This is a genomic window from Paraburkholderia monticola (assembly GCF_001580545.1).
GTDB classification, from domain to species: Bacteria; Pseudomonadota; Gammaproteobacteria; order Burkholderiales; family Burkholderiaceae; genus Paraburkholderia; species Paraburkholderia monticola.
Window position 1 is genome coordinate 125,079 of record NZ_LRBG01000037.1, and the last position, 12,950, is coordinate 138,028.

Annotated in this window: 10 protein-coding genes; 6 read left to right on the forward strand and 4 right to left on the reverse strand. The window is 68.1% G+C overall.

The features are described 5' to 3' along the window. Window positions 1–208: 208 nt before the first annotated feature. From CI15_RS38090 to CI15_RS24605, 6 genes are all read left to right on the forward strand, one after another. On the forward strand, window positions 209–343 hold the full coding sequence (locus CI15_RS38090) for a hypothetical protein (protein WP_268991462.1): 135 nt from the start codon (window positions 209–211) through the stop codon (window positions 341–343). A 50-nt stretch (window positions 344–393) separates the two neighbouring features. After that, window positions 394–1,929 carry a phage tail family protein gene (locus tag CI15_RS24585; protein ID WP_062132490.1) on the forward strand — a complete coding sequence of 512 codons (1,536 nt, stop codon included), beginning with the start codon at window positions 394–396 and terminating at the stop codon, window positions 1,927–1,929. A gap of 153 nt (window positions 1,930–2,082) precedes the next feature. Further along, on the forward strand, window positions 2,083–2,970 hold the full coding sequence (locus CI15_RS24590) for a FecR domain-containing protein (RefSeq protein ID WP_161950059.1): 888 nt from the start codon (window positions 2,083–2,085) through the stop codon (window positions 2,968–2,970). Continuing rightward, window positions 2,967–3,845 (forward strand): Tll0287-like domain-containing protein, encoded by an 879-nt coding sequence (locus tag CI15_RS24595; RefSeq protein ID WP_062132495.1) that lies wholly within the window; start codon window positions 2,967–2,969, stop codon window positions 3,843–3,845. Before CI15_RS24590 ends, CI15_RS24595 begins: the two co-directional genes overlap by 4 nt. Before the next feature lies 1 nt (window position 3,846). After that, complete coding sequence (locus CI15_RS24600) at window positions 3,847–5,286, forward strand: serine/threonine-protein kinase (protein ID WP_206597782.1); 1,440 nt, start codon at window positions 3,847–3,849, stop codon at window positions 5,284–5,286. Between the two features lie 27 nt (window positions 5,287–5,313). After that, window positions 5,314–6,141 carry a PP2C family protein-serine/threonine phosphatase gene (locus CI15_RS24605; RefSeq protein ID WP_062132498.1) on the forward strand — a complete coding sequence of 276 codons (828 nt, stop codon included), beginning with the start codon at window positions 5,314–5,316 and terminating at the stop codon, window positions 6,139–6,141. Here the strand turns inward: CI15_RS24605 and tagF are convergent. Genes tagF through tssK form a run of 4 tightly spaced genes read right to left on the reverse strand, consistent with a single transcriptional unit; the run spans window position 6,138 to window position 12,941 of the window. Further along, window positions 6,138–6,722 carry a type VI secretion system-associated protein TagF gene (gene tagF, locus CI15_RS24610; protein WP_062132502.1) on the reverse strand — a complete coding sequence of 195 codons (585 nt, stop codon included), beginning with the start codon at window positions 6,720–6,722 and terminating at the stop codon, window positions 6,138–6,140. The genes CI15_RS24605 and tagF overlap by 4 nt on opposite strands. Then, window positions 6,722–10,144 carry a type VI secretion system membrane subunit TssM gene (tssM, locus tag CI15_RS24615; RefSeq protein WP_062132505.1) on the reverse strand — a complete coding sequence of 1,141 codons (3,423 nt, stop codon included), beginning with the start codon at window positions 10,142–10,144 and terminating at the stop codon, window positions 6,722–6,724. Before tssM ends, tagF begins: the two co-directional genes overlap by 1 nt. A gap of 50 nt (window positions 10,145–10,194) precedes the next feature. After that, complete coding sequence (gene tssL / locus CI15_RS24620) at window positions 10,195–11,553, reverse strand: type VI secretion system protein TssL, long form (RefSeq protein ID WP_082814314.1); 1,359 nt, start codon at window positions 11,551–11,553, stop codon at window positions 10,195–10,197. A gap of 35 nt (window positions 11,554–11,588) precedes the next feature. Continuing rightward, complete coding sequence (gene tssK, locus CI15_RS24625) at window positions 11,589–12,941, reverse strand: type VI secretion system baseplate subunit TssK (protein WP_062132511.1); 1,353 nt, start codon at window positions 12,939–12,941, stop codon at window positions 11,589–11,591. Window positions 12,942–12,950 lie beyond the last annotated feature (9 nt).

The following is a 12,950-nucleotide window of genomic DNA, read 5'->3' on the forward strand; positions in this document are numbered from 1 at the left end:
GCGTGATCCGAAGCGGCGATCGGCGGATGCACAACTGCCGCGGACACTCCAGCCACCGCTTTTATTCCCCCTTCCCACGAAAATAAATCGCCGCTTCCGCACGGAACAATCCTCCACCCCCCGCTGTTTTGCTAGTGACGGTCGCGGCAACCTGCGGCGGCCCCACACGGCACGATTCGTCCCGCGAACCGGCCACGCAGGAGGAATCATGCACCGCGCCATCTATATCCAGGACCAGAGCTTTTTCAACCTCGGCTGCTTCTATCGCGTGGACCTGCGCAGCCGAAGCGGCCGCCTGATCGAAACGCACTACGTGACATTCAGCGACGTCGCGTGGTGCTAGGACGCACGCGGCGCGGCTATCGATCACTTCAGACCCGAGGAGACCCACCCATGACTTACGCTTACGCCCGCCTGCCGGACATCGTCCCCTACGATGAATGGTTGCGAGGAACTTCGGTGCTGCTAAAAGTGCGCAGCTCGGCGCTGAAGAACCTGGACGAGCAGATCCTGCTATACCACCGCGACCGCACCGTATACCAGTTCCATCTTCTGGTGAGCGCGTTCGAATACTGGCAAGACTCCATCGGCCCCGGCGATGTCTGGAAGGATGTCTCGCGCAACAGCTCGAACTATTTCACGCTGCTCGATCAGCAACTGCAAGGCAAGGGCGACACCGACGCCGCAGCCGGCGCGCAGGACTTCATGACGCCGGCGCTCATCAATTCGCGGCTCGGCGTGCTGTATCTCTTCGGCAACCTCGAGATCGAGGACGACATATTCCAGGTGCTGCTGGAAGGCGCTTTCGAGATCACCAACGCCGGTCTCGGACTCGCACCGGACAGCAACGAGGCCGCATCGATTGCCAGCGACGTGCTCGACAACAGTCTCGTGCAGAAGTCGGCGTCGGTCGCGCTCGAACAGGTGCAGAAAAAGATCAGCAAGCGCAAGGACCCCACGCTCACGAGTTCGGGCCAGCTGATGACCTCCAGCATCACGCTGCCGGCGTTGAGCAGCGCGGCGCAGCGTCTCTATGAAGCGATTCGCGCCAAGGTCGAGGAAGGCGCGAAAAAGCTCTGGGACATGATTCGCGAAAAAGTCGCGGATATCCGCAACGATCCCGGCGGCTTCGCGCTCGACACCATGCCCGGGCTGCTGCGCAAGCTCGTCGACTTCCTCTGCACCAAGCTGCTCGCCACCCTTGCGCCGTTCATCGGCGCGGGCCTCGATCTCGCCAAGGGCATCGCCAACACCGTCGACACCAGCCTCACCAAGTATCGCGAGTGGGTACAGGGCCGCGATGTCCAGCTGCTCACCGGACACCCAGGCACCATCGTCGAAGCGATCAGGAGCGCGATGAAGCTGAGCATCGGCGCGGGCGTCTACGACATGGTCAAGGGCGGCGCGAGCCTCGGCCTGCAGTTCGCGAGTCAGGGCGCTTCGACCATCGTGGATGCCGTCGTCTCCATCATGGAAACGCTCGCGAAGGTGATCTGGAAGATCGTCGAGATCAAGCGCATCAAGCGCTTTTGCGAGCAGGCGAAAGACTACTGGGGCGCGCGTATGCAGCGCGATGCGCTACATACGCGGCCGATCGCCTTCAACGGCTGGTTCAAGCGTTACGCCGTGCCGATCCCGGCGCTCTCGGTGCTGGCCTTGAATACGGGCATCTGCGGCGACAAGATGCATTTCCTCACGATGTTCAAGGACAACGAAACCATCGTCACGCAGGCGGAATTCACAGCCGGCTGCAAGTACATCGACAACCTCAAGGTCTGGGGATCGAGCTATCTGGACGATGCGGGCTTCGCGTTCAAATCGGACGATGCGACGATCAAGGGACTGCTCACCCTCGCCAAGAGTCACACGGAAGAGCAGACCTGGGACCTGAAGCTGCGCAAGGCCGTTCTCGGCTTCCTGAACGCATAGCGGCTCCGCGCGCAACCCATCCGGCGCCTTCGCATTGGCGAAGGCGTTGCCGTTTTCCGTTCCACCGGGCTCAGGGAAAACACCCTCGGAATAGAAGCGGGCACCCAGTTGTTATCGTCGCAATCCCTTTACGTTTTCGAGGCAATGACCGCGATGAACGTCCGAACCCTGCCACAAGCTCTGCGCCTCGGCATCGCTATCGCGTGTCTGTGCGCATTTCAGAGCGCGCATGCGGGCCAGTTCGTCCTGCTGCCCGAAGGAACCGTCACGCTGATTCGTGCCACGACGGTGTTCAACGTCGATGCACCCATCGCGCTGGAGCAAGGCGACCTGCTCGCCACCTCGGCGCAGAGCAGCGCACAAATCGAAGCAGACGGCACGATCGTCGCGCTCGGCGCGGACACGCGCATCGCCGTCGATGCCGCGCGGGGGAGCGATTCCCTTGCACTGCTCTCGGGCTGGATCAAGATCGCGCGCACGCCGGCCGCCGCGACGGCGCCCTTGTCGCTCGACACCGCCGCGCTCGATGCCGTCATGCGCGACGGCGCCGCCGTGCTGCACGCGAGCCGCGACGCCACCTCCCTTTTCCTCGAGACGGGGAGCATGACACTCGCCCTGCCTGAGCATGCGGACGCTCAGCGGTCGCTCGACGGAGAGCACTACGTCGGGCGTGAAGCGGGCAAGCCGCTCGATGTCAGCGCGCGCCCCGCGCCCTCGTTCATCGCCACGATGCCACTGCCGTTCCGCGATCCGCTCGCGTCAGTCCCCGCGCCCACGAAGGCGAAGCTCGCCGTCCCGTCGCAAGGCCGCCCGGCGACCTTCGCCGATCTCGCGGACTGGCTGGTCGCGCCGCTCGGCATTCGTCGCAGCTTCGTCACGCGCTTCCGGCCGCTCGCGCAAGGCGAGCCGTTCCGCTCGCAAGTGCGGCAGAACCTGCGCAATCTTCCCGAATGGAGGCGCGTCCTGTGCCCGCCTCCCGCCATGCAGCGCCGGCGCGCGGTCGTGCCCATGCAGGCTCAGTCAACCGAGGTGGAGTCATGAGACTGTCGCTCGCCGTCAAATTCAATCTGGTGTTTCTCGTGGTCTTCGTCGTCGGCTTCGTGTCGGCCGGGTTCGCCGCGCGCGAGTTGCTGCGCCGCGCGGCTATCGAAGAGACGGTGCAGAATGCGCGCGTACTGATGGAAGCGGCGAGCGCCGCGCAGAATTACACGGCGACGCAAGTCACGCCGCTGCTGCAAACGCAGCTCAAATACAGCTTCGTGCCGCAGTCGGTGCCGGCGTTCTCGGCGGTCGAGACGCTGATGACGCTGGAAAAACATCTGGCCGGATATTCCTATCGCTCGACGATGCTGAACCCGACCAATCCGCGCGACCGTCCCTCGGACTGGGAAGCGGACGTGATCCGGCATCTGCACGACCAGCCCGAACTGAAGGAAGTCGTTGGCCTGCGCGATACGCCGTCCGGGCAGAACCTGTATATCGCGCGCCCGAACCGCATCAACGACGCCGCCTGCATGGAGTGCCACAGCGTCCCGTCACGCGCGCCGAAGACGCTGATCGACAAGTACGGTCCCGACAACGGCTTCAATTGGGCGATGCACGAAGTCATCGGCGCCGATTTCGTCTCGGTGCCGATGTCGATGCCGGTCGCGCGCAGCGACGCGGTGCTGCGCACCTTCCTCGGGTCGCTGCTCGCGGTGTTCGTCCTGCTGCTGATCGCGCTGAACGTGATGGTGCATCTGCTCGTCACGCGGCGCATCCGTGCGCTCTCACGCGCCGCCGATCAGGCGAGTCTCGGCCACCTCGAGAGCGCGACCTTCACCGAGGGCGGGCGCGACGAGATCGCTTCGCTCGCCGCGTCGTTCGCGCGGATGAAGACGAGCCTCGTCGAAGCATTCAAGATGATCGAGGCATGAGGTGACCGCCGCCGCGACGGACCCGCCACGCATCGCGCAGCTCGGCAAGTACCGCATCGAGGGGATGCTGGGTGCGGGCGCGATGGGCATCGTCTATCGCGCGTTCGATCCGCACATCGAGCGGCATGTTGCGCTGAAGACGGTCCGCCACGAGCTGTTCGAGGGCGGTGACCGATCGAGCCTGATGGCGCGTCTGCGCAATGAGGCCCAGGCGGCCGGCCGGCTCGCGCATCCGAACATCGTCGCCGTGTACGACTATGGCGAGACCACGGACACCGCTTATATCGCGATGGAACTCGTCAGCGGGCAGGGACTGAAGCAACTGCTCGACGCGGGCGGTCCGCTCCAACTCGCCACCGCGCTCGACTGGGTCGGGCAACTGCTCGCCGCGCTCGGCTTCGCGCATGAGCACGGGGTCGTGCATCGCGACATCAAGCCTGCGAATCTGCTCGTCAGCGCGCAAGGTCGGTTGAAGGTCGCGGACTTCGGCGTCGCGCATGTCGAGTCGTCCACGCTGACGCTGGCGGGCGCGATGATCGGCACGCCGAGCTACATGTCGCCGGAGCAGTTCGCGGGCGAGCCCCTCGACGGGCGCTCCGATCTCTTTTCCGCCGCGATCGTGCTGTATCAGATGCTGACGGGTGTTCGGCCGTTCGCGGGGGCGTCGCACGTCGAGGTCATGCGGCAGGTCATGCACGAGACACCGCGAGCGCCTTCCGCCTGCAACCCGGCGCTGCCGCCCGCGCTCGACGACGTGCTGATGCGCGCGTTATCCCGACGTCCCGCGGCGCGTTTCCAGACGGCGGACGCGCTGCGCCGGGCTCTTGCCGATGCGTCGGACGGCGCGCAGCATCTGCCGCCCGAACGCGCGGACGCAGTGGAAGACGACCGCACGATTCTGGAAGCACAGGCCGTGAGACCCACCGGGCCGCTCGCGTCAGGAACGGGCTCCTGGCGCGGCGACTCGTTGCCGTCGTTGACGATGTGGCCCGCCGCCCTGCTCCTCACGGTCGAGACTCAGCTCGCCGCGCAGATCGGGCCAGTGGCGCGTCTGCTCGTGCGGCGCGGCGCGGCGCGCATCGCCAATGCGCCGGACCTGCCCGCGCTGATCGCGCTGCTCGCACCGCATGTTCCTTCCGACAAGGGTCGCGCGCAGTTCATCGCCGCCTTCGCGGATGGGTCCAGTGCAGGCACGACGCATGGCGCCGCGGCGTCGCGGCAGGGCGCAACCGGAGCGACATCCCCTTCTTCATCGCTTGGCGTCGAAGAGGTGCAGGCCGCCGCGCTCAGGCTCGCCGTTTATCTCGGCCCAATCGCGACGATCGTCGCGAGACGCGAAGCATGCCACGCGGCCAGCCTGCGTGCGCTGCACGAGCGGCTCGCGGCGAAGATCTCCAACGAAGCCGACCGCGCGCGTTTCGAGCGCGACGTCGGACTCTAGCGACACGCAACAGAAGGAGCACGACCGATGGATTCCGACACGCTCACCCGCTGCGCACCGATCCGCCTTGGCGCGTGCTCGGCGTTCGGCCTCACCGACGCGGGGCGTGTGCGCCGCGAGAATCAGGACCGTTTCCTGATCGATCCGACCTCGAACCTCGTCGCGGTCGCGGACGGCATGGGCGGTCACGCATTCGGCGCACGCGCCAGCGCGACCGCGCTCGACTGCATCGCCGCGCGGCTCTCCGCTGAGGCAATGACACGCGCTCACGCCGACGCCACGCTGACCGACGATCCCGACGCGACCGTGTACGACGCAACGGCGTGCGCGATGCGCGCCGCCGCCGACGCGCTCGACCACGCCAACGCGATCCTGCACGCGATCAACCTGCGCGAGCGTCTCGCGCCTCGATCGATGGGTACCACGCTGACGGGCATCTGGCAGCCGTCCGGCTCAACGCGGCTGGTCTCGTTTCATATCGGCGACAGCCGGCTCTACCGCTATCGCGACGGCGCGCTGACGCAGTTGTCGCGCGACCAGACGCTTTATCAGCAGGCGCTGGAGCACGGCGTCATCGAGCATCTGCCGCCGCGTAACGCGCTGCTGCAGGCACTGGGGCCGATGCCGTCGATCGCCCCCGCCATCGAAGCGCATGCGTGGCTGCCCGCCGACCGTTATCTGCTGTGCAGCGACGGCCTGCACGCCGAAGTCTCGCATTGCGAGATCGAGGCGGTGCTCGCAGCGATAACGCCGCACGGCATCGACGACGCATGCAGGCGCCTCGTGGCGCTCGCATTGGATGCGGGCGGCAAGGACAACATCACGGCGGTCATCGTGTGCTTCGACGCCGCTTAGTCCTCGCGACCGGCGGCATTGTCGAACAACCCGGCGACGAACGCGGCATCGGGCAGACCTGCGCTCGTGCGCGCCCCTTCCGCTTGCCACCAGACGCTGATTCCCCGCGCACCGGCCAGTAATGGCGTCGCAACGCCACCCGCGTCATGCGCGTGCGAAAGTGCCAGCAATCCGGCATCGAAATCCGCTAGACGCGCGCGCTCTTCGAGCGTCGCGAGCGCGAGTGCACCGCAGCGCTCGAACCATGCGTCCGCATGCGCACGCCACAGCGACCACGCAAGCGGATCGACGGGCGCGGCGATCGTGAGTGGAAAATGCCGGCCCGCGCTGTCGACGCTCGGCATCAGCACCCCCGCCCATCCGCTCTCCCCCAGCACGCCGCCGCCGAGCGCGAAGCGCCACAGCGGCGCGGTCAGATACGCATCGAGCCACGCAGGCCCGCGCGCCGCGCGGCTCGCGAGCAGGGCCGCTTGCAGCATCGCGTCCCAAGGTTCGACGAAGCACGCCGGCAGGCGCCGCGTCACGAAGTCGCCGTTGCCGCGCAGCTTGCCGAAGCATCCGGCGACGCCCGGCGATGCCATCACAGGTGCTCCGGACAACGAAACTGTTCGAGCGGCGCGCGCCGGAAAGGATTGACGACGCTCGTCGCATCCAGCTCGAGCACGGCCTTGCGTCCGGCGGAATCGAGCGTGAGCCGGTAACGGTCCGGTTGCGCGGTGCCTTCGAGCCTGCCGGTGTCGATCAGATGCAGCAGTGCCCACGGGCCGCTCGCATCCAGCGGCGCGGTCTGTGCGGCGGCGGGCGGATCGAACTGCGCGGCCGCGCGGCCCGTATTCTTGCCGCTCGGCCATTGCAGCAGCATCGACTGGAGACCGTCCTGCCTGAGCGCAAGCTGCTGACCGTCGATGTCGAGATTCACCTGCGTCACGGCCGGATCGAGGGAAAGCGCCTTCACGCGAAAACGGATCGACATGTCGCGGCTGCCGTCGTGGAAGAACGCGTCGCGGATCTGCGCGGCGCGCTGAAACTGCGCGAGCGCGTCACGCGACATGCCCGCCGGCGGAGTCCCGGCACGCCATTGCCACACAGGTCCGCTCGTGTCGACCAGCGTGGCGAGATTTTTCTGGAAGAAGTCGTCGATGAGGCCGCCCGGCGCGAACAGTTTGCCGAAGTCGTCGGCGGCGACATCGCGGGTCGAGCCATGCACGAAGGGATAACGGCCATCGAGCGCGCGGCGGCACAACGGTCCCGCACTCGCGTTCCACTGCGCGTCGAGGCGCGCGCGTTCGCCGCCTTCCATGAGCGCGGTGCCTGCCGTCGCGAGCGATGCCGCAACCGGCGTGAGCGGCGCCCCCGCCGTCTGGCTCGCGAGCCTCAGCTTGCCGAGGGCATCGCCGGCCGGCGCGGGCTGGCCCATTCTGCGCGCGGCGTCGGCCGCGTCGAGATACACGGCGGCGTCCTTCAGCGGTGCAAGATCGCGCTCCAGCGCGGCAGCGTCGCCCGGCTTGCCCGCGAGTTCGTGCAATGGTTGAAAGTGCTCGTCTACGCGCGTCGTCGCGTCCTGCTTGCCGGATCCGTTCGCCGCGAGCGTCGTCTCGCGCGCGGCTGCGACGATCAACTTCCTCAGCGGCGAATCCGGCGCGGAAAGCCCGTTCGCGACACGCGCGCCATCGGCAAGACCGTTGACGGGAACGATGGTCACATCGTCGAGCAGGCCGTCCCATGCGTGGATATAGGCGTCGAAGTAGCGCTCGTCGAGCGCGGCGCGCAACGCGGCGATGCCCTCGGGCGTGAGGGCGACGTCGTCGCGGCCAAGCACCCAGGCGTCCTTCGCGACATCGGCGAGCGCGGCCTCGCGCGCTCGCGTGTATTGCGCGTAGCCGGCGCGCGTGTACGCGCCCGCTACGCCGGCCGTGAGCGGCGCGCCGCTCGCGCGCCTGAGCAGCAGCGGCGCGTTCGGTCCGGCGGCGGTGCTCAGGTTGAATGCGGGCAGATTCGCCTGCGCGAGTTCGCCGTCCACCCGGTTGCCGATGCGCTGCGACAGCGGCAATTCGGCGAGGCGCGCGCGTGCCGCCTTGATGAGCGCACTGTCGAGCGGCAGCGACGGATCGAACTGCGTCCTGTCGAACAGCGCGGCGAGGTGCGCATCGAGCGCGCTTCTTTGCGCGGGGCTCGCGTTGCCTGCGAGCGCCGGAACCAGATGGGCGCGCAGCGCGGCGGGGTCGAAATGAGCCGCGTCGCCGAGCATCAGATACGCGCGCAAGGCTTCATAGCGATACGCTTCGGTTTCCGAAGCATTCTCCGCGGTGCCGTCGCGCAGCTCCTGGGTGAGCTTGCCGAGCGCGAGCGGCAGCAAGGTCTGATCGAGCAGGCGCCGGTAGGTGACACGCGCTTGCTGGCCGAGCTTGTCGCCCTGATAGAGCCAGAGCCGGGTGAGCCACGGCACCTGCTTGCCGGCGTCGGCGTAGCCGCCGGGCAGCGCGCGCGCCGCGTCGAGCAACGGCAGCACCGCGAGCGGGTTCGCGGTCGCGTTCGCTTCTCGCGCCAGTTGCTCGACGTGCCGGGTCTGCCGCTCGAACTCGGCGACGTAGGCACGGTTGCGCTGATAGCTGACAGCCATGCCCGCGAGCGCGAGCATCAGCGTCATACCCACCAGCGCGAGCGCGCCGCGCCGCAGCCACGCGCGGCATTGCTCGAAGCGCGCGTTCGCGCCCACCAGCCCGGCCTCGGCGATCACCACGTCCTTCAGCAGCCGGTTGATGAAGTACGCGCGCCCCGACGCGTCGCGCTGGTACGCAACGTCACTGCGCAAGCCGAGCGATTGCGCGATGGCGCTGATCGCGCGGTCGATCGGCCGGCCGTGCTGCGTGCCGCTCGTAAAGTACACGCCGCGCAGAAGCGGCGACGCCTCGAAGCGCGTGCCGCGGAACGCACCGTCGAGAAAACTCCCCAGCGCCGGCTGCAGCCCCGCGAACTGTTGGGCGAAGCCGTACAAGCGCGCGCGCCGCTGGAGGTCCGTTTCACGCTGCATGCGATGCAGCACGCGCGCCTGCAGCCGCGTGCCTAGCGCATCGAATTCGGCAGGGAATTCGGCGAGCGCGGCACCGGCGGTCGGCGACTCGTCGAGTGGGAACGTGATGCCCCAGACCTGATTGCGCTCCGCTTCGCCGAGGTCGTCGAAGAACTCGGTGAAGCCCGCCAGCAGATCGCATTTCGTCACGACGACGTAGACCGGGAAGCGCACCCCGAGCCGCTCGCTCAGCTCCGTGAGCCGGCTTCGGATCGTGCGGATGTGCGTGTCGCGCGCCGCCTCGTCCTGGCGCACCAGATCCGCCGCCGAGACCGTCACGATGAGACCGTTCAACGGCCGGCGCGGCCGGTACTTGCGCAGCAGTTCCAGAAAGCCCGTCCACGCGGAGCCGTCGGCTTGCGCGTCGCTGTCCTGCGTCGTGTAGCGGCCCGCGGTATCGACGAGCACCGCGTCGTCGGTGAACCACCAGTCGCAGTGGCGCGTGCCGCCGACGCCGCCGATCGCCGCGTCGCCGAGCTTCTCGCGCAGCGGAAAACGCAGCCCCGAGTGTGCGAGCGCCGTGCTCTTGCCGGTGCCCGGCGCGCCGATGAACATGTACCACGGCAGCTGGTACACCCATTGGCGGCCGTTGATGCCTTTCATGCGCGCTTGCCGCAGGATCGCCAGCGCCTGCTCGAAGCGCTGGCGCAGCACCGCGAGTTCCGCACTGCCCGCCGCCTGACCCTGCCCCGCCACACCGCTCACGAAGCGCAGATTGACGAGTCGCGCGAGGCCCGCGCGCGCGCCCCAGGCCAGCACCCACGCGGCGACGAGCAACGCCATCGCGATCCAGCGGGCGCGCGGCGATTCGAGCGGCGCGTGTCCGTTGAACGCGAACAGCGGCCCCTCGAACCACACGACGACGAGCAGCGCGAGCACGCCCGCGAGCGTGAGCCATTGCGGCGGCGTCAGCGAACCTGCGATCTTTTTCATCGGTGTCTCCATGCTTCTTCTTCGACTGAGTATTTAGGCCGCGCCGCGCGTCACGAGGACGCGCCCGGCGCGAGCAGCGTGATTTCGACGCGGCGGTTTTTCGCGCGGCCGGCGGGCGTGTCGTTCGACGCGAGCGGCTCGGCGTCGCCCCGCCCTTCGGCGGAAAAACGCGCGGGTGCGCCGGTCAGCGACGCGAGCATCGCGCGCACGCTTTCGGCGCGCGCCTGCGACAGATGCCAATTGGACGGGAAGCGCGCGGACAGCAGCCGCTGGTCATCGGTGTGGCCCGTGACGACGACCTTGCCCGGCACACTTTTCAGCGCCTCGCCGATGCGGCCGATCAACGCGTCGTAGCCCGGATCGAGTGTTGCGCTGCCGGACGCGAACAGGTTGTCGCCGGTGATCGTGATGATCGAGCGGTCCGCCGTCTCGCGCACCGAGACCAGCCCCTGGCGGATCTCGGGTGCAAGAAACGTCGACAGGATCGCGGCGGCGGCGGGCATCGCGGCAGGCGCGATCACGCTCGCCTGCGCTGCGGGGCGCTCGCTCACCCGGATGCGGTTGAGCGCGTCGAACACGGGGTCGGACGTGCGGTTCAGGCTCTGCGCGAGCACGACGTGCGTCGCCACCACGACGACCGCCGCGAGCGCGGCGCAAACCCACGGCGGCATACGCTGGCCGAGCGGCTTGCGCGCGCGCTCGGCGGGCCGCCAGTGCACCGACAGCTCGGTCTCGAATGCGCCACGCTGATTGCGGATGATGCGCTCGAGCCGCTCGCGAACGGATTCGAGCTGGCTGCGCCCGCCGTCGATCAGGCGATACCGCCCTTCGAAGCCGAGTGACAGGATCACGTACAGCAGTTCCAGCACGTCGACGTTGCGCGCCGGGTCCTGGGCGAGTCGTTGCAGGATCAGGAAAAAGCGCTCGCCACCCGACGCTTCGTTATGGAACGTCACGAGCAGGCTGCGGCTAGCCCATACGCCGCTGCCCCATGGTGTGCCCGAGATCGCCTCGTCGATGCAGGTGCACAGGCAGTAGCGCGCCGCCGCGAGCTTTTCGGTATCGATCCCGCTCGCGCGCGCGTCGTGCTCGAAGGTACGCACCATCCGCGCGAGCTCGGCGCGCAGTCCTTCGATATCGGCGATCGCCGCGCGCTGGCGCAGCGGCAGCGCGAGTTCGAGCAGCGCATTCGCTGCGCGCACGAGCGGGTTCAGACCGGCCGCAACCGCCAGCGCCGGTGAGCGGGCGTCGCGTGGCGCCGGTCGCTCGCGCGCATCTTCGCGCTCGTCATTGCGCTGCTCGTTGCGATCCTCATTGCGCCGACGCGCCGCAGTGTGCCCGCCCGGTTGCGGAATCAGGATGGTCTCGTCCGGGTCGAGGCCGGCTTGCGGAAATGTCGGTGCGTTCACGGTGAGATCCTTCGTCGAATGTGCCCGGGCCGCGCTCATGGGCGGATTGCCCAGAACTCGAGCTCGATACCGGGAAAGTCACCCGCGACGTGCAGCGCGACACCGGCCGAAGTGGCGAACTGCCGCCACAACTCGCCGCCGCGTTCCAGCTCGAAATAGGTGAAGCCCGCATGGAACGGCAGCTGGCGCGGCGCCACCGGCAGCGCACGCAACGCGATACCCGGCAACTGGAGATTGACGAGATCGCGGATGCGCTCGACCGGCCCGAGCTTGGCCTGCTGCGGGAAGCCGTTGAGCAGCGCGGCCGGCGCGAGCTCGGCCTTCACCGCCAGTACGAAGCTCGCCGAGGCGAACAGCTCGCGGTCCGGCACGATCGCGACGCGCAAGCCGTATTTGCGCTCCTCCAGCGCGATCGGCACCGCATGCGGGTCCATCACGGCACTGAGCGCGCCACGCAGCGCATCGACGAGCGGCGTGAAGGTCTCGTCGAGCCGCTCGTGGCGATAGACCGGGAAGGCGGCGGGACGCTTGCCGGCCTGACTGAAGGTCGCGAGCTCGCCGGCCAGCTGCAACGCGGGCTGATGCAGATCATGCGGGTGCAGGCCGGTGGTCGATGCGATCCCCGCGAACAGCGGCTCGGCCCGGTTGAGGACCTGCAGCAGCAGAAAGTCGGCGATCTCGGCCGCGCCGGTCGCGGCGGGCTGGGCGAGACGCGCGGCGAGCGCATCGGCGCGCTGATGCATGAGGCCCACGAGTTCGTCGACGAAGCCGCACAGGCGTCGCGACACGCGATAGTCGAGACAAGGCGGCACGTAGGCGGCATCGAGAACGAGGCTGTTGTCCGCACGGCGCTCGACGATGCGCGCAATCCCGAGCGACGTGTGCGCATGGACCACGTCCCGCTCGAACGCGAGCCGCAGCTGAAGCTTGCCGACCTGCACGAGCGCCGCACCGATAGCGCCGTCGTTGCTGTCGAGCACTTCGGTCTCCGCGATGCGGTGACGCGCGAAACCATCATGGCCGCCCGCGCCCTCTGCCTGCGCGCCATGCGAGGCCTCAGGCACACCCCGGCGCGCGACCGGCAGCGCCAGCACGACCGTCAGATCGCGTGCGTCCTCGGGCACCGCGAGCGGCAACGGCAGATCGTCGTCGGCGGGCAGGCGGAACGGACTGCCATCGGGTAACACGCCCGCGCAGGCGGTCAGCGCGATGCGGCCGAGCTTCAACTGCTCCACGTCGATCGCCAGTTCCGAGAATCCGAACGCATAGGGCCGCAGCGCGGCGCAGCGCGCGTCGATCTGCGCGCGCAGGTAGCGGTCATGCTGTTGCAGATGCTGCGGCTGAAGCAGCATGCCTTCCGACCAGATCACCTTGTTGTTCCAGGACATCGTCGCCTC